General features: G+C 70.2%; 14 protein-coding genes. 8 read left to right on the top strand and 6 right to left on the bottom strand.

Going from position 1 to position 15,252, the window contains the following annotated elements; all coding sequences use genetic code 11:
- Nucleotides 1-27 precede the first annotated feature (27 nt).
- Together ACKI2N_RS06905 and yaaA are read right to left on the bottom strand one after the other, a co-directional pair.
- Nucleotides 28-1,170, bottom strand: a complete 1,143-nt coding sequence (locus ACKI2N_RS06905) for a M14 family metallopeptidase (protein ID WP_420992646.1) — start codon at nucleotides 1,168-1,170, stop codon at nucleotides 28-30.
- A gap of 124 nt (nucleotides 1,171-1,294) precedes the next feature.
- The gene (gene yaaA / locus ACKI2N_RS06900) at nucleotides 1,295-2,080 is read right to left on the bottom strand and encodes a peroxide stress protein YaaA (RefSeq protein WP_420992647.1); all 786 of its coding nucleotides are present in this window, start codon (nucleotides 2,078-2,080) and stop codon (nucleotides 1,295-1,297) included.
- Between the two features lie 39 nt (nucleotides 2,081-2,119).
- Here yaaA and ACKI2N_RS06895 point away from each other — a divergent pair, with 39 nt between their 5' ends.
- A complete protein-coding gene (locus tag ACKI2N_RS06895) occupies nucleotides 2,120-2,632 on the top strand; it encodes a putative toxin-antitoxin system toxin component, PIN family (protein WP_420992648.1) in 513 nt (170 codons plus the stop codon).
- A gap of 79 nt (nucleotides 2,633-2,711) precedes the next feature.
- Nucleotides 2,712-3,902, top strand: coding sequence for a pyridoxal phosphate-dependent aminotransferase (locus ACKI2N_RS06890; RefSeq protein WP_420992649.1), 1,191 nt, complete (start codon nucleotides 2,712-2,714; stop codon nucleotides 3,900-3,902).
- A 36-nt stretch (nucleotides 3,903-3,938) separates the two neighbouring features.
- On the opposite strand, the gene ACKI2N_RS06885 is transcribed toward ACKI2N_RS06890, so the two are convergent.
- Nucleotides 3,939-4,580 (bottom strand): glutathione S-transferase, encoded by a 642-nt coding sequence (locus tag ACKI2N_RS06885; RefSeq protein WP_420992650.1) that lies wholly within the window; start codon nucleotides 4,578-4,580, stop codon nucleotides 3,939-3,941.
- 216 nt (nucleotides 4,581-4,796) lie between these two features.
- Here ACKI2N_RS06885 and ACKI2N_RS06880 point away from each other — a divergent pair, with 216 nt between their 5' ends.
- From ACKI2N_RS06880 to ACKI2N_RS06865, 4 genes are all read left to right on the top strand, one after another.
- Nucleotides 4,797-6,320, top strand: a complete 1,524-nt coding sequence (locus tag ACKI2N_RS06880; protein ID WP_420992651.1) for a 3-hydroxyacyl-CoA dehydrogenase — start codon at nucleotides 4,797-4,799, stop codon at nucleotides 6,318-6,320.
- 95 nt (nucleotides 6,321-6,415) lie between these two features.
- On the top strand, nucleotides 6,416-7,195 hold the full coding sequence (locus ACKI2N_RS06875; protein ID WP_420992652.1) for an oxepin-CoA hydrolase, alternative type: 780 nt from the start codon (nucleotides 6,416-6,418) through the stop codon (nucleotides 7,193-7,195).
- Nucleotides 7,196-7,281: 86 nt separating this feature from the next.
- Nucleotides 7,282-8,358: a phosphotransferase gene (locus ACKI2N_RS06870; RefSeq protein WP_420992653.1), complete on the top strand. Its 1,077-nt coding sequence runs from the start codon at nucleotides 7,282-7,284 to the stop codon at nucleotides 8,356-8,358.
- Between the two features lie 256 nt (nucleotides 8,359-8,614).
- The gene (locus tag ACKI2N_RS06865) at nucleotides 8,615-9,622 is read left to right on the top strand and encodes a Bug family tripartite tricarboxylate transporter substrate binding protein (RefSeq protein WP_420992654.1); all 1,008 of its coding nucleotides are present in this window, start codon (nucleotides 8,615-8,617) and stop codon (nucleotides 9,620-9,622) included.
- Between the two features lie 30 nt (nucleotides 9,623-9,652).
- Here the strand turns inward: ACKI2N_RS06865 and ACKI2N_RS06860 are convergent, their stop codons facing one another.
- Both ACKI2N_RS06860 and ACKI2N_RS06855 read right to left on the bottom strand, forming a co-directional pair.
- The gene (locus ACKI2N_RS06860) at nucleotides 9,653-10,432 is read right to left on the bottom strand and encodes an SDR family oxidoreductase (protein ID WP_420992655.1); all 780 of its coding nucleotides are present in this window, start codon (nucleotides 10,430-10,432) and stop codon (nucleotides 9,653-9,655) included.
- Nucleotides 10,429-10,758, bottom strand: a complete 330-nt coding sequence (locus tag ACKI2N_RS06855; protein WP_420992656.1) for a nuclear transport factor 2 family protein — start codon at nucleotides 10,756-10,758, stop codon at nucleotides 10,429-10,431. The genes ACKI2N_RS06860 and ACKI2N_RS06855 overlap by 4 nt, the downstream gene beginning before the upstream one ends.
- A gap of 103 nt (nucleotides 10,759-10,861) precedes the next feature.
- On the opposite strand from ACKI2N_RS06855, the gene ACKI2N_RS06850 reads away from it, so the two are divergent.
- Nucleotides 10,862-11,212, top strand: a complete 351-nt coding sequence (locus ACKI2N_RS06850) for a winged helix-turn-helix transcriptional regulator (RefSeq protein ID WP_420992657.1) — start codon at nucleotides 10,862-10,864, stop codon at nucleotides 11,210-11,212.
- Between the two features lie 188 nt (nucleotides 11,213-11,400).
- On the opposite strand, the gene ACKI2N_RS06845 is transcribed toward ACKI2N_RS06850, so the two are convergent.
- Nucleotides 11,401-13,284 (bottom strand): gamma-glutamyltransferase family protein, encoded by a 1,884-nt coding sequence (locus ACKI2N_RS06845; RefSeq protein ID WP_420992658.1) that lies wholly within the window; start codon nucleotides 13,282-13,284, stop codon nucleotides 11,401-11,403.
- 186 nt (nucleotides 13,285-13,470) lie between these two features.
- Here ACKI2N_RS06845 and ACKI2N_RS06840 point away from each other — a divergent pair, with 186 nt between their 5' ends.
- Entirely contained in the window at nucleotides 13,471-15,228 is a 1,758-nt protein-coding gene (locus tag ACKI2N_RS06840; RefSeq protein ID WP_420992659.1) for a vWA domain-containing protein, read from the top strand.
- The last annotated feature ends 24 nt before the right edge of the window (nucleotides 15,229-15,252 follow it).

Genomic DNA, 15,252 nt, shown 5'->3' with positions numbered 1-15,252 from the left:
GGGCTTTGCCCCTCGCACGCGCACCCCTCAATCCAACTGCGCCAGGACCGCCTGCAGCATCGCCGCGCCCAGCAGCGCGCTGCGCGCGCCGTTCCAGCCCACCGCCGGATCGGGCTGGTCGGCGTTGTCCTTGAACGGCATCTCCAGCGTCAGCGACAGGCAGCCGAAGGTATGGCCGATGTACTTCGAGGCCAGCTTGAGCGCGTCCGCGTTGTACTTGCTGGCGGCGTAGCCGTACACGTCCTGGAAGTCCGGCGTGGCGCGCTTGAAGGCCTCGATGAAACGCAACTGGTCGGCGCGCTGCGCCTCGGTGAAACCGGGCAGCATCTCGCTGCCGGCCACGAAGTTGTAAGGCAGGCCCTCGTCGCCGTGGATGTCGAAGAACATGTCGCAGCCGCTCGCCTCGATGGCGCGGCGCACGTGGTACACCTCCGGGCTGGTCTGCAGGCTGGGCGCCATCCACTCGCGGTTGAGGTTGGCGCCCGCGGCGTTGGTGCGCAGGTTGCCGCGCGCCGAGCCGTCCGGGTTCATGTTCGGCACGATATGGAACACGGCGCGCTCGAGCAGGCGGCGCGCCACCGGATCGCCGGCCCACATGCCGGTGCCGGTCAGGCGCTGCAGCACGCCTTCGCAGAACCACTCGGCCATGGTCTCGCCGGGATGCTGGCGCGCGATCATCCAGATGGTCTTCTTGCCGTCGCCGGGCTGGCCCACCGTGACCGCGGTCATGTCGCGGCCGTCCACGGTGCTGCCCAGGTGCGACAGGCGCGCCAGCGGCGAGCGCTGCGCGGTGGCCAGCAGCGAAAGATGGCGGTCCTCGGAGTACGGCTCGAAGTACGCCAGCCACACGCTGTCGTGCCGGGGCGTGAACGACACCGTCATGGTGCTGCCGTCGAACGCGGTCGGCACGCGGAACCAGTGCGCGCGGTCATACGAGGCCACCGCGTGGTAGCCGCGCCAGCCGTCCGGGTAGGTGCAGTCGCCCGCGTTCAGGAACTGCAGGGTGCAGGGTTGCCCGGCCGCGCCCTGCAGGCGGAAATGGAACCACTGGCGGAACTCCGCGTGCGAGTCGGCGCGGATGCGCAGCCGGATGTCGCTGGCCTGCGCGAGCGATTCGACTTCGATGGCGCCCGCGTCGAAGCTGGCGGAGATATGCAGGGCTTGGGTCATGGCGTATGGGTTCTGTAAGGCGTGTGCGGCAGCGCGCCGGCGCGGCGCGCGGTCATGTGGCAAGGGAGCAGGGGCGACGGTGGCAAAGAGGCCGAGGGAAAACGGGCGGCGATGCCGCTCAGCCTCAGTCTTCCAGGCGCCGGCGGAATACCCAGCGCGCATCGTCCGATGCGTCCTTGTCGAAGGCATAGCCGTCCTCGGCGAAACGCTTGAGCCGGGCCGGGTCGGTGATGCGGTGGGTCACCGCGTAGCGGGTCATGGTGCCGCGCGCGCGCTTGGCATGGAAGGAAATGATCTTGTAGCGGCCGCCCTTCCAGTCCTCGAACACCGGCGTGACGATGCGCGCGTCGAGCACCTTGGGGCGCACCACCTTGAAATATTCCTCGGAGGCGAGGTTCACCAGCACCGGCCGGCCCTCGGCCTTGAGCGCCTTGAAGTCCTCCTGCAGCAGCCGGGTGACGTCGTCGCCCCAGAAGCTGTAGAGATCCTTGCCCGCGGCGGTGTCCAGGCGCGTGCCCATCTCCAGGCGGTAGGGCTGCATCCAGTCCAGCGGGCGCAGCACGCCGTACAGGCCGGACAGGATGCGCACGTGCTTCTGCGCGAAGGCAAGGTCGTCGTTCGACAGCGACGCCGCGTTCAGCCCCTCGTACACGTCGCCGTTGAAGGCCAGCACCGCCTGCTTGCTGTTGGCGGCGGTGAACTCGGGCGACCAGTCGCCGTAGCGCGTGGCGTTGAGCACGGCGAGCTTGTCGGAGATGTCCATCAGCGCGCCGATGTCCTGCGGGGCGAGCTTGCGCAGGCGCTCGATCAGCGCCGCCGAGCGCTCGATGAAACGCGGCAGCGTATGGGTCTTCAGGCGTGCCGGCGTCTCGTAGTCGAGCGACTTGGCGGGGGACAGGACGATGAGCATGGCAAAATCGCGGCAAACACAAAGACCCGATTGTAACGAATGCCATCCCACTCCACCGAAGCCCCCGCCGCCGCCGCGCCGCGGGTGGTGCTCGACTCCAATATCTGGGTCGACCTGCTGGTCTTTGCCGACCCCCATGTCGAGCCCATCCGCGCCGCGCTGCACGGCGGCGCCATCGCCGCGGTGATCCGCCCCGACTGCCGCGAAGAACTGCGCCGGGTGCTGGCCTATCCGCAATTTGCCCGTTTCGGCGTGGACATTCCCGCCGCCATGGCCACCGTGGACCGCCTCGCCACCGCCCTGGAGATTCCCGCCGAAGCCGACACGCTGGCCGCGCGCCTGCCGCGCTGCCGCGACACCGACGACCAGAAATTCATCGAGCTGGCCCACTTCGCCCAGGCCGCCTGCCTGGTGTCCAAGGACAAGGCCGTGCTCAAGCTCAAGGGGCGCCTGCGCCGCCAGAGCGGCGTGGACATCCTGCTGCCGCAGGCCTTCCCGGCCTGGCTGGCCGCGCGCGCCGGCGCCGCGCAGGCCGCGGCCGATCCCCGCTAGAATGCGGGATTGCCGTTCGCCGTCCGTCTTTCTCGATCCTTCGCTCTCCGACCGCCGCTCCAGCCCGACGCCGCTTCCCATGTCCAGCCAGCCTTCCGTCCAGTCCGCCTCGCCTTGCCTGCCGCTCACGCCGCCGCCTTCGCGCCTGCCCAACGTGGGCACCACCATCTTCACCGTGATGTCGGCGCTGGCCGCCGAGCGCAACGCCGTCAACCTCGGCCAGGGCTTCCCGGACTTCGACTGCGACCCGAAGATCGTCGACGCGGTGGCGCACGCCATGCGCTCGGGCCTGAACCAGTACCCGCCGATGGCGGGCGTGCCCGCGCTGCGCCAGGCCATCGCCGACAAGATCGGCAAGCTGTACGGCCATGCCTATGACTGGAACAGCGAGATCACGGTCACCGCCGGCGCCACCCAGGGCATCCTCACCAGCATCCTGTGCGCGGTGCACCCCGGCGACGAGGTGATCGTGCTGGAACCGTGCTACGACAGCTACATCCCCGCCATCGAGCTGGCCGGCGGCAAGGTGGTGCCGGTAGCGCTCGACGCGCCGCACTTCCGCGTGCCGTTCGACCGCATCGCCGCGGCCATCACGCCGCGCACGCGCATGCTGATGGTCAACACGCCGCACAACCCCACCGGCACCATCTGGCGCGCCGGCGACATGGAGCGCCTGGCCGGCCTGCTGGCCGGCACCGACATCCTGCTGCTGTCCGACGAGGTCTACGAGCACATGGTGTTCGACGGCCAGCGCCACGAGTCCGTGTCGCGCCACCCCGAGCTGGCGCGCCGCAGCTTCGTGGTGTCGAGCTTCGGCAAGACCTATCACGTGACCGGCTGGAAGGTCGGCTACGTCGCCGCGCCGGCGGCGCTCTCGGCCGAATTCCGCAAGGTGCACCAGTTCAACGTGTTCACGGTCAACACGCCGGTGCAGCACGGCCTGGCCGACTACATGGCCGACCCGGCCCCCTACCTCGGCCTGGCGGACTTCTACCAGGCCAAGCGCGACTATTTCCGCGCCGGGCTGGCCGGCACGCGCTTCAAGCTGCTGCCATCCGACGGCACCTACTTCCAGTGCGTGGATTACTCGGCCATCTCCGACCTGAGCGAGGCCGATTTCTCGATGTGGCTCACCAAGGAAATCGGCGTGGCGGCGATCCCGGTGTCGGCGTTCTACTCGCAGCCGCGCGAATCCGGCGTGGTGCGCTTCTGCTTCGCCAAGAAGGAGGAAACGCTGGCGCTGGCGCTGGAGCGGCTGAAAAAGCTGTAAGCCAGCCTCCGGCCCCGGCGCGCCCGCCGGCGCGCCCTACTTCCTGCGGCCGAGCATCAGCTCCGTATTCGCCTTGCGGTCCGCATTGACCTTCTGCACGGACGGCCGCTCCGACATGCGCTTGAGATAGTCCTTGACCGGCAGCCCGGCCAGCATGTCTTCGCCGTAGACGATCTTCGTGCAGGCGGAGACCAGCGGCAGGTGCACCACGGCCGCGCAGTCGGCCAGCGTGAAGGTGTCGCCGGCGATATAGGGCGAGAACTTCGCCAGCCTGGCGAACGCCGGGATATAGCGCTCGAGCAGCTTGCGCTGCCGCTCCTTGGTGCCGTCGCTCACCTTGCCGCCGAAGAAGGCTTCCGGATACAGCTCGCGCGCGGTGAGCTCCAGGTACAGCTCCAGGAAGGTCACCAGCTCGCGCACCTTGCCGGCCTGGAACGGGTCCGCCGGCAGCAGCGGCGTCTGCGGGTAGGTGGATTCGATGTAGGCGTCCAGCACTTCGGACTCGCACAGCGGGCCGCGATCGGTGATCATGTAGGGCACTTTGCCCAGCGGCGAGGCTTCGGGATCGGTCTCGCCGAGCCAGGCCAGCACTTCCTCGAACGGCAGGTTCTTTTCCAGCAGGGCCAGCTTGACCTTGTTGTAGTAGTTGCTGGCGGAAAATCCGCAGAGCTGCAGCATGTCGTCTCTCTCCTTGTCATGGGGGTACTACGGCGGGATGCGGCGGGGGACCGCAAAAAATCGCCCGGCGCAAGGGCCGGGCCGCATTGTGTGCCCAGGCAGACTCTGACGGCGCCCGTGGCCGATCAGCGCACGCCGCTTGCATCGCGCCACTGTCGCGGATGATGCAAAAAACGTACGCTCGTGCTAATTTAACCACAACTTTCTGGACGCACTATGAGCACTTTCACCATCGACACCCTCGGCATCGTGGGCACCGGCGCCATGGGCCGGGGCATCGCGCAGATCGCCGCGCAGGCCGGCCTGACCGTCAGCCTGTACGACACCAACCCGCAAGCCGTGGCGGCCGCGCGGCAATACCTGCAGGACACCTTCGCCAAGCTCACCGAGAAGGGCAAGATGAGCGCCGAGTCCAGCGCCGCCGCGCTGGCCCGCGTGCTGCCCTGCAACGCGCTGGAAGACCTAGCCGGCTGCGATATGGTGCTAGAGGCCATCGTCGAGAAGCTCGAAGTCAAGCGCGACCTGGTCGCCAGGCTCGAAGCCATCCTGCGCCCGGAAGCAGTGATCGCCTCCAACACCTCCTCGCTGTCGATCACCGCCATCGCGGTGGGCGCCAGGCACCCGGGCCGCATCGCCGGCTATCACTTCTTCAACCCGGTGCCGCTGATGAAGGTGGTCGAGGTGATCGACGGCCTGTCCGGCGACCCCGCCGTGGGCGACGCGCTGATGGCGCTGTCGCGCCGCCTGGGCCATACGCCGGTGCGCTGCAAGGACATGCCCGGCTTCATCGTCAACCACGCCGGGCGCGGCATGAACATCGAAGGCCTCAAGGTCGCCCAGGAAGGCGTGGCCGGGTTCGCCGACATCGACGCCATCATGCGCGAGCAGGCCGGCTTCCGCATGGGCCCGTTCGAGCTGATGGACCTGACCGGGCTGGACGTGTCGCACCCGGTGATGGAATCGATCTACAACCAGTTCTACCAGGAACCGCGCTACCGCCCCTCGCCGATCACGGCGATCCGTTCGGTGGGCGGCCTGCTCGGCCGCAAGGCCGGCGCCGGTTTCTACCGCTACGTGGACGGCCAGAAGCAGGCGCCCGCCACCGCCGCGGTGCCGTCCGCGCGCCCGGCCAGCGTCTGGGTCAGCCACGCCGACGAGCGCGGCCACGCCATGGTGGTCAAGCTGATCAGCGCGCTGGGCATGACCACCGAGGCCGGCAACCAGCCCTCCGCCGACGCGCTGATCGTGGTCACGCCGCTGGGCCTGGACGCCACCACCTGCGCGCTGCACGAAGGCCTGGACCCGAGCCGCGTGGTCGCCATCGACACCCTGATGCCGTTCGAGGCCACCAAGCGCCGCACGCTGATGACCACGCCGGCCACCAGCGCCGCCATGCGCGACGCCGCGCACGGCCTGTTCGCCGCCGACGGCGTGCCGGTCACGGTGATCCGCGACTCGGCCGGCTTCGTGGCCCAGCGCATCGTGAGCTGCATCGTCAATATCGCCAGCGACATCGCGCAGCAGGGCATCGCCACGCCGGTCGACATCGACCTCGCCGTCAACCTGGGCCTGGGCTATCCCAAGGGCCCGCTGGCGCTGGGCGACGCGATCGGCCCGCACCTGGTGCTGACCGTGCTGCGCAACCTCGAGCGCCTGACCGGCGACATGCGCTACCGCCCCAGCCCGTGGCTGTGGCGCCGCGCCGGGCTCGGCCTGTCGCTGCTGGCCGAAGAGCAGTAATCCCGCGACCGCAAGCCCCCGGGCCTGCGGTCGTTTCACATCCGCCCCCGCGGGCGCGCCCCGCTTCGCGCCGCCCCGCTCTTAGCCTCGCCGCCATGACCGCTCAGCTGCTTTCCGAACGCGTCGACACCACGCTGGTGCTGACCATCTCGAACCCCGAGGCGCGCAACGCGCTGCACCCGGACATCTACGCGGCCTCGCAGGAAGCGCTGGAACAGGCCGCGCGCGACGACGAAGTGCGCGCGGTGGTCATCACCGGCGCCGACGGCGTGTTCTGCGCCGGCGGCAACCTCAACCGCCTGCTCGGCAACCGCGCCAGGCCGCAGTCGGTGCAGGCCGAGAGCATCGAGGTCCTCAACCACTGGATCGAGACGCTGCATGCGTTTCCCAAGCCCATCATCGCGGCCGTGGAAGGTCCCGCCGCCGGCGCCGGCTTCTCGCTGGTGCTGGCCTGCGATTTCGTGGTGGCCGCCAGCGACGCCAAGTTCGTCATGGCCTACGTCAAGGTCGGCCTCACGCCGGACGGCGGCGGTTCTTACGAACTGGCGCGCGCGCTGCCGCGCCAGCTCGCCTCCGAGCTGATGATGGAGGGCAAGCCCGCCGATGCCGCGCGCCTGGCCCACTTCGGCCTGGTCAACCGCGTGGTGCCGCCCGGGCAGGCCCTCACCGAGGCCCTGCGCCTGGGCGAATCGCTGGCCGCGCAGTCGCCCCACGCGGTGGGCCGCATCAAGGCGCTGATCAACCACGCCGGCACCGCCAGCCTCACCGGACACCTGGCCGAGGAACGCGACAACTTCGTGGCCGCGCTGCACCACAAGGACGGCGGCGAAGGCATCAGCGCCTTCCTGGAAAAGCGCAAGCCGCGCTACCGCTAGGCGCGCGGCCGGCCAGACATGCCCGCGCAGACGGGCAAGCCACACGAACACGGAATACCCGGAACAGACCGAAAAACGGAGACAGCATGAGCGACAACGTTTCGAACTTCGAAGGCACGCGGCCGGTGGCCGAGCAGCAGCGCTTCGACCTCGCCGCCCTGGAAGCCTGGATGGGCCGGCACGTGGCGGGCTTCGCCGGCCCGCTGGCCATCGAGCAGTTCAAGGGCGGCCAGTCCAATCCCACCTTCAAGCTGATCACGCCGGGCCGGACCTACGTGATGCGCGCCAAGCCGGGCCCGAAATCCAGGCTGCTGCCCTCGGCGCACGCCATCGAGCGCGAATACCGCGTGATGGCGGCGCTGGCCGGCACCGACGTGCCGGTGGCGAAGATGTACGCCATGTGCGAGGACGAAGCCGTGATCGGCCGCGCCTTCTACATCATGGAATTCGTCGCCGGCCGCGTGCTGTGGGACCAGTCGCTGCCGGGCATGAGCACGGCCGAGCGCGGCGCCATCTACGACGAGATGAACCGCGTCATCTCCGCGCTGCACACGGTCGACTACCAGGCCATCGGACTGGGCGACTACGGCAAGCCGGGCAACTACTTCTCGCGCCAGATCGAGCGCTGGACCAAGCAGTACAAGCTGTCCGAGACCGAGAGCATTCCGGCCATGGATTCGCTGATGGCCTGGCTGCCCGACCACATCCCGCACGAAGACGCCGACCTGACCTCGATCGTCCACGGCGACTACCGCCTCGACAACCTCATGTTCCATCCCACCGAGCCGCGCGTGCTGGCGGTGCTGGACTGGGAGCTGTCCACGCTGGGCCACCCGATGGCCGACTTCGGCTACCACTGCATGAGCTGGCACATCGCGCCCGGCCAGTTCCGCGGCATCGCCGGGCTCGATTACGCGAGCCTGGGCATCCCCGACGAGGCCACCTACCGCCGCACCTACGAAAAGCGCACCGGCCGCCCCATCACCGGCGACTGGAATTTCTACCTCGCCTTCAGCATGTTCCGCATCGCCGGCATCCTGCAGGGCATCATGAAGCGCGTGGTGGACGGCACCGCCTCGTCGGCGCAGGCGCTGGACGCCGGCAAGCGCGCGCGGCCGATGGCGGAAATGGGCTGGGAATACGCCAGGAAGGCCAAGCAATAGGACGGCCCGCGGGCCGCAGCCATGCGAAGCCCCTATTCCCTGCCCGGAATGGGGGCTTTTTTCCTGCCCGATGTTGTCGTATCACACGATGTGTACCACAAGCCGCCTCCACGCCGCCTCCCTGCCGGCGATGCGGCCTGGAAGCCATAGCTGCGGCATCTAGGCGAAAACCCGCCCCTAGACCGCCCGCAAACTTCGAGCTATCATCAAACACATACGACAACATACAACGTCAACAATATCGGAGACAGCAGCAATGCCGACCACCCGCCGTACGTTCCTGACCCAGCTTTCCGCCCTGGGCGCCACCGCCGCCGCTGGCGGCCTCGGCACCGCAGGCGCTCTCCTGTCCTCCGCCGCGCAGGCGGCAGACTGGCCCACCCGCCCCATCCGCATGGTCGTGCCCTACCCGGCCGGCGGCTCGTCCGACATCATCGCGCGCCTGATCAGCAAGCAGCTCGGCGACGCGCTCGGCCAGCCCATCGTGGTGGACAACCGCCCCGGCGCCAACGGCAATATCGGCGCGGCGATGGTGGCGCAGGCCGGCACCGACAACCACACGCTGCTGCTGTGCGACGTCGGCGCGCTGGCGATCAGCCCGTCCGTCTACACCAAGCTCACCTTCGATCCTGGCAAGGACCTCAAGGGCGTGTCGATGCTGGCCTACTCGCCGCACCTGCTGGTGGTGCACCCGTCGGTGCAGGCCAACAACCTGAAGGAGCTGGTGGAGCTGTCCAAGCGCACGCAGCTCAACTTCGCCGTCACCGCCATCGGCAGCGCGCCGCACCTGGCCGGCGTGGCGGTGGCGCAGGCCACCGGCGCCAAGTGGCAATACGTGCCCTACAAGGGCGGCTCGCAGGCCGTGGCCGACACGGTGGGCGGCGTGGCGCAGGTGCTGATGAACGGCATGCTGGCGACGCTGCCGCAGGTGCAGGCCGGCAAGCTCAAGGTGCTGGCGGTGTCCAAGAAGACCCGCATGCCGCTGGTGGGCCAGGTGCCGACCATCGCCGAACAGGGCGTGCCCGGCTTCGAGTCCGGCACCTGGCAAGGCGTGATGGCGCCGGCGGCCATGCCCGACGCGCTGGTGGCGCGCATCAGCAGCGAGCTGATCCGCATCATCCGCACGCCGGAAGTGCGCGCGCAACTGGCCGGCCAGGGCGCCGAAGTGGTGACCATGACGCCGCCGGAGACCAACAAGTTCTTCGTCACCGAGCGCGCGCGCTGGGCCGCGGTGGTCAAGCAGGCCGACGTGCGGCTCGACTGAAGCCGCGCCTCGGCGCGGGGCCCGGCCACGCTACGCCGTGGGGATGGTCCCGCCGTCGATCACATATTCCGTCCCGCTGATCGCCGCCGCCCGCGGCGAAGCCAGGAAGGCGATCAGGTCCGCCACCTCGGCCGGCTTCGACGGGCGCCCGAGCGGAATGCCGCCGAGCGCATCCATGATGATCCGCTTGCCGCCCTCGTAGTCGGTGCCCGCCTGCCGCGCGAGCCGCTCGGCCAGCGCCACGGCGGCTTCGGTCTCGATCCAGCCGGGCGCGACGCGCACGACGCGCACACCCTTCGGCGTCACCTCCTTGGACAGGCTCTTGCTGTAGGTCGACAGCGCGGCCTTCGCCGCGGCGTAGGCCGTGGTGGATTCCGGCAACGGCAGCCGGTCCTGGATCGAAGTGACGTGGATGATGACGCCGGCGCCCCGGGCCAGCATCCCGGGCAGCAGGGCCCGGTCCAGCCGCACCGCGGGAAACAGGTTGAGATACAGCTCGCGGTGCCACGCGGTGTCGTCGAGCGCGGCGAAGCCTCCCGCGGGCGCCGACGAGCCGCCCAGCACGTGAACCGCGATGTCCACGCCGCCCAGCCGCTCGTCGACCGCCTCCGCGACCGCGGCACAACCGCCCTCCGTGGTGAGATCGGCGCCGACGAACAGCGCCTCCGGCAACGCATCCGGACGCGTGCGCGCCGTCGTCAGCACGCGCGCCCCGGACTGGCGAAAACGCGCCACCGCAGCCGCGCCGACGCCCTTGGTGCCGGCGGTGACCAGCACGCGCAGCCCCTTCAATCCGAGGTCCATGCTCATGCGCGGATCTCCAGCGATGCGATGCGCTCGCCGCGCAGCCGGAAAACGTGCGCGAGCTGAACCGGACTGCCGGGGAACGTGCCGGTGACCCTGGCCACCACCGTCACGCCGGCGCCTTGTCCCGACAGCGCCAGCGGCTCGACGCGGTACGCGTATTGGCGCCGCGCCTCGCGCAGCCAGGAGCGGATGGCCTCTTGTCCCTCGTGGGCATGGCCTTCGTCGCGCACGACGGCATCCTGCGCGAAGCAGTGCGCCAGCAGCGCATCGTCGGCACCGTTGCTCACCTCGAAAAAGGCGGCGATGGCGCCGGGCAGCGGCAGGTTCATGATGGCGGGTGTCCGGGGGCTCCGGAGCAAAGTTGCGGTACCCGGATTTTCAACATAACCTCCCTGCTCGACAAGAACGCACGAAAAGGTAAGCTACCCACCCATGAGAAAGGTCTATACGCCCGCCACGGCCGCCGCCGGCGTGGAAGAGATGCTGCGGCTGATCGACGGGCGCTGGAAGCTGATCATCCTGTTCCACCTGTTCGACGGCAAGGTGCAGCGCTTCTCCGACCTGGAGCGACTCATCCCCGCCGTCTCGCAGAAGATGCTGGCCCAGCAGTTGCGCCAGCTCGAGGCCGACGGCATCGTGGCGCGGCAGATCTACGCGCAGGTCCCGCCCAAGGTGGAGTACCGGCTGACCGCGTGGGGACAGGCGTTGTGCCCGGCGCTCGACGCGCTGCTGCTGTGGTCGGAGCAGAGAGCACTGCCCGCAGGCGAGGCAAGCGGGGACTGACCGGCACGCGCGGCCGCGCGGCGGCTGGCGATGGCGCGAAACGAAAAAAGGCCGGCTCGCGCGAGCCGGCCTCGAATTGCCGGCAAAGTCAGCTTGCCGATTGCGGTCTCCCCTCTCCCGCTGGCGTGGGAGAGGGGAGCAAACCTCCGCTAACCGGAGGCCTGTCAGCGATCGGAAGCCAGCCTCGCTCAATCCCCCAGCGCCACCCCTTCGCGCCGCGGATCGGCGCCGCCCGCCCAGGCCCACTTCCCGTCCGGGCGCTGGCGCCGCACGATGGCCTGCGTGCCGCTGGTCATCTCGATCTGCGCCACCTGGTGCCCGCGCTCGGCCAGGCCCTGCGCCAGCGCCGGGCTGACCAGCCCGGCTTCCAGTTCGGTCGGGCCGTTGCGGCTGCCGAAGTTGGGCAGGTTGATCGCGGCCTGCACGTCCATGTTCCAGTCCAGCAGGCCCACCAGCGTCTTGGAGACGTACTCGATGATCTGCGAGCCGCCGGGCGAACCCACCGTGGCGACCAGCTTGCCGCTCTCGCGGTCGAACACCAGCGTCGGCGCCATCGACGAGCGCGGGCGCTTGCCGGCCTGCACGCGGTTGGCGACCGGCTTGCCGTTCTCGCTCGGCACGAACGAGAAATCGGTGAGCTGGTTGTTGAGCACGAAGCCGCGCACCATCAGGTGCGAGCCGAAATAGCTCTCCACCGTGGTGGTCATGGAGATCGCGCCGCCGGCGTTGTCCACCGCCACGATCTGCGAGGTCGACACGCGCGGCGGCGAGCGGTCCGGCGCGAACGCGACCTTGGTGCCGGGCGGCACGCCGGGCTCGGCCTTGCCCATGCTGCGCTCGCCGATCAGGGCGGCGCGCCGGGCCAGGTAGTCGCGGTCGATCAGCCCGGCCACGTTGACCGGCACGAAGTCCGAGTCCGCCACGTAAAGCCCGCGGTCGGCATAGGCCTGGCGCCCCACTTCCGACACCGCGTGCACGGCGTCGACGGTGGGCTCGAAGCCGGCCGGCGAATTCACCTGCCGCGGCGTCATCGCGGCCAGCGCGTATTTCGGGTCCCTGGCTTCCAGCGCCTGCAGCGTGCCGAGCATCTGCGCGATGGCGATGCCGCCCGACGACGGCGGCGGCATGCCGCAGATCTTCCAGCGCTTGTAGTCGCTGCAGACCGGCACGCGCTCCTTGGCACGGTAGTCGCGCAGGTCCGCCAGCGAGAGCGAGCCCGGGTTCGCGCTGCCGTTGACCTGCCTGACGATGTCGCCGGCGATCGGACCGGTGTACAGCACGCTGGGGCCGCGCCGCGCGATCTCGCGCAGGGTGCGGGCCAGCGCCGGGTTCTTCAGCATGGTGCCGGCCGGCCTGGCCTTGCCGTCGGGCGTGAGGAAGTAGGCGGCCAGCTCGGGCGAGTTCGGCAGGAACTTGTCGGCGGCGATCTGCGTATAGAGGCGCGGCGAGATCGGGAAGCCCTTCTCGGCCAGCTCGATGGCGGGCTGGAACAGCCTGGCCCAGGGCAGCTTGCCGTGCTGGCGGTGCGCCAGCTCGAGCGCGCGCAGCACGCCCGGCGTGCCCACCGAGCGGCCGCCGATCTGGCCCTCGCTGAAGCTCATCGGCTTGCCGTCCGGGCGCATGAAGAGGTTCTCGCCGGCGCCGGCGGGCGCGGTCTCGCGGCCGTCGTAGGCCTGCACGCGCTTGCCGTCCCAGTACATGATGAAGGCGCCCCCGCCGATGCCGGTGGCCTGCGGCTCGACCAGCGTCAGCACGGCCTGCATGGCGATCGCCGCGTCGATGGCCGAGCCGCCGTCGCGCAGGATCTTGCGGCCCGCCTCGGTGGCCAGCGGGTTGGCCGCCGCGGCCATGTGCCTGTCCGCGAACGTGGTGGTCATGCCCTGCCGGTAGCCCGACGCCACTTCCGGCGCGGGCGGCAGCGCGGCGGCGGCCGAAGCAGCCGGCGCCGCGGGCGCGGTGCCGGCGGCCGGCGGCGCGCCGGTCTGGGTCGAGCAGGCGCCCAGCAGCGCGAGCGCCGCGGCGACGGCGAGCGGGCCGCGCCAGAGCGCCGGGGAATATGCCTGGTTTGCCATGCCTAGCTCCTCATCCGTGGGGGAAGAAACAGCCATTGTAGGGCGCCTGTGCGTGGGGCGGCACCCCCGGGGAGGCCGCGCCGTTTTTTTTCGCATCGGATCAACCCCGCCCGCGTGCCTGCTTCGTTTCACTGGCAGCGCCCCGGCGCCGGCACCGCCGGCGCGGCCCTTTCCGGAGAAATCGACATGCACAAGCGCCCGGCAGTCCTGGCCGTTGCCCTCGCAATGGCCGCATGCGGCGGACCGTCCCCGAACCAGCAGGCGAACCCCGCCGCCGACAGCGGCAGGGCCTACCCGCCGCGCTCCCCTGTCATCCTGCCCGGCGAGCCATTCACCACCGCGCCGGCCATGGCGTTTCCGGCGCCGGACGCGCCGGCCGCTCCCACCGCCAAGGCCAGCCGGGCCGAAATGCCGGCCAACGCGGGCGCGCCGGTCCGTTTCGGCCTGCGCGGGGCGCCCGCCGCGATGGCCGCGCAGTCCGGCTGGCGCGGCGAGCCCGCGCGCGAGCGCTACGGCGCCATCGAGGAAAACGGCGTGCAGCAGGTCGCGCAGGCGCCGGTCTCCACCTTCGGCATCGACGTCGACACCGGCAGCTACAGCAACGTGCGCCGCCTGCTCAACGCGGGCCGCCTGCCCCCGGCCGACGCGGTGCGCGTGGAAGAGATGGTCAACTACTTCCCCTACGATTACGCGCCGCCGCGCGACGGCCGGCCCTTCGCCGTGCATGCCGAGGCCGCGCCCGCGCCCTGGCATGCCGGCAACGTGCTGCTGCGCATCGGCATCAAGGCCGCCGACGCGGCGCGCGCGAGCCTGCCGCCGGCCAACCTGGTGTTCCTGGTCGACGTGTCCGGCTCGATGTACTCGGCAGACAAGCTGCCGCTGCTCAAGTCCTCGCTCAAGCTGCTGGCCGGCGCGCTGCGTCCGCAGGACCGCATCACGCTGGTCACCTACGCCAGCGGCACGCGCGTCGCGCTGCCACCCACGCCGGGCAGCGACAAGACGGCCATCTCCGCCGCCATCGACGCCCTGGTGGCGGGCGGCGCCACCGCCGGCGCGAGCGGCATCGCGCTGGCCTACCAGGCCGCGCAGCAGAGCTTCATCGCCGGCGGCATCAACCGCGTGCTGCTGGCCACCGACGGCGACTTCAACGTGGGCGTCACCGACTTCCGCGAGCTCAAGGCGATGGTCGCGGAAAAGCGCAAGTCGGGCGTGTCGCTGTCCACGCTGGGCTTCGGCACCGGCAACTACAACGACCGGTTGATGGAGCAACTGGCCGACGCCGGCGACGGCGCGTACTCGTACATCGATAACCTGATGGAAGGCCGCAAGGTGCTGGTCGAGGAGATGAGCTCCACGCTCGCCACGGTGGCGCGCGACGTCAAGATCCAGGTCGAGTTCAACCCGGCCACGGTCAGCGAGTACCGCCTGATCGGCTACGAGAACCGCGCCCTGAAACGCGAGGACTTCAACAACGACCAGGTGGACGCCGGCGACATCGGCGCGGGGCACACCGTGACCGCGCTCTACGAGCTGACGCTGGCCGGCAGGCCCGGCCTGATCGATCCGCTGCGCTACCAGCGCGCGCCGGCCGCAAGCGGCAACGCCGGCGAGCTGGCCCACGTGAAGCTGCGCTACAAGCGCCCGCAGGGGCAGGCCAGCGAACTGCTGGAACTGGCGGTGCCGGCCAGCGCGGTGCGGCCGCTGGCGCAGGCCGGCGATGCCTTCCGCTTCGCCGCCGCGGTGGCCGGCTTCGGCCAGTTGCTGCGCAGCGGCAGCCATGCCGGCGCCTGGCGCTATGCCGATGCGCGCGCGCTGGCGCTCGGCGCGCGCGGCGACGACCGCTTCGGCTACCGCGGCGAGTTCCTCCAGTTGGTGGACCTGGCGCAGGCCTTGTCGACGCATGCGCCGCTGGCGCAGGGCGACGGCGCCGCGCCACGGCCCTGAAGCACGCGCGGTGGCGCCGCGCGC

Origin of the sequence: Cupriavidus sp. 30B13 (genome assembly GCF_049059565.2) — a bacterium.
GTDB lineage: Bacteria > Pseudomonadota > Gammaproteobacteria > Burkholderiales > Burkholderiaceae > Cupriavidus.
Note: the sequence above shows the minus strand (reverse complement) of the source record. Positions and strands in the feature narration are given on the sequence as shown.

Coding starts and splice junctions, on each gene's coding strand:
- ACKI2N_RS06850 (WP_420992657.1), top strand. CDS start 10,862: ATGAGAAAGGTCTATACGCCCGCCACGGCCGCCGCCGGCGTGGAAGAG.
- ACKI2N_RS06865 (WP_420992654.1), top strand. CDS start 8,615: ATGCCGACCACCCGCCGTACGTTCCTGACCCAGCTTTCCGCCCTGGGC.
- ACKI2N_RS06875 (WP_420992652.1), top strand. CDS start 6,416: ATGACCGCTCAGCTGCTTTCCGAACGCGTCGACACCACGCTGGTGCTG.
- ACKI2N_RS06870 (WP_420992653.1), top strand. CDS start 7,282: ATGAGCGACAACGTTTCGAACTTCGAAGGCACGCGGCCGGTGGCCGAG.
- yaaA (WP_420992647.1), bottom strand. CDS start 2,080: ATGCTCATCGTCCTGTCCCCCGCCAAGTCGCTCGACTACGAGACGCCG.
- ACKI2N_RS06880 (WP_420992651.1), top strand. CDS start 4,797: ATGAGCACTTTCACCATCGACACCCTCGGCATCGTGGGCACCGGCGCC.
- ACKI2N_RS06855 (WP_420992656.1), bottom strand. CDS start 10,758: ATGAACCTGCCGCTGCCCGGCGCCATCGCCGCCTTTTTCGAGGTGAGC.
- ACKI2N_RS06895 (WP_420992648.1), top strand. CDS start 2,120: ATGCCATCCCACTCCACCGAAGCCCCCGCCGCCGCCGCGCCGCGGGTG.
- ACKI2N_RS06840 (WP_420992659.1), top strand. CDS start 13,471: ATGCACAAGCGCCCGGCAGTCCTGGCCGTTGCCCTCGCAATGGCCGCA.
- ACKI2N_RS06890 (WP_420992649.1), top strand. CDS start 2,712: ATGTCCAGCCAGCCTTCCGTCCAGTCCGCCTCGCCTTGCCTGCCGCTC.
- ACKI2N_RS06845 (WP_420992658.1), bottom strand. CDS start 13,284: ATGGCAAACCAGGCATATTCCCCGGCGCTCTGGCGCGGCCCGCTCGCC.
- ACKI2N_RS06905 (WP_420992646.1), bottom strand. CDS start 1,170: ATGACCCAAGCCCTGCATATCTCCGCCAGCTTCGACGCGGGCGCCATC.
- ACKI2N_RS06860 (WP_420992655.1), bottom strand. CDS start 10,432: ATGAGCATGGACCTCGGATTGAAGGGGCTGCGCGTGCTGGTCACCGCC.
- ACKI2N_RS06885 (WP_420992650.1), bottom strand. CDS start 4,580: ATGCTGCAGCTCTGCGGATTTTCCGCCAGCAACTACTACAACAAGGTC.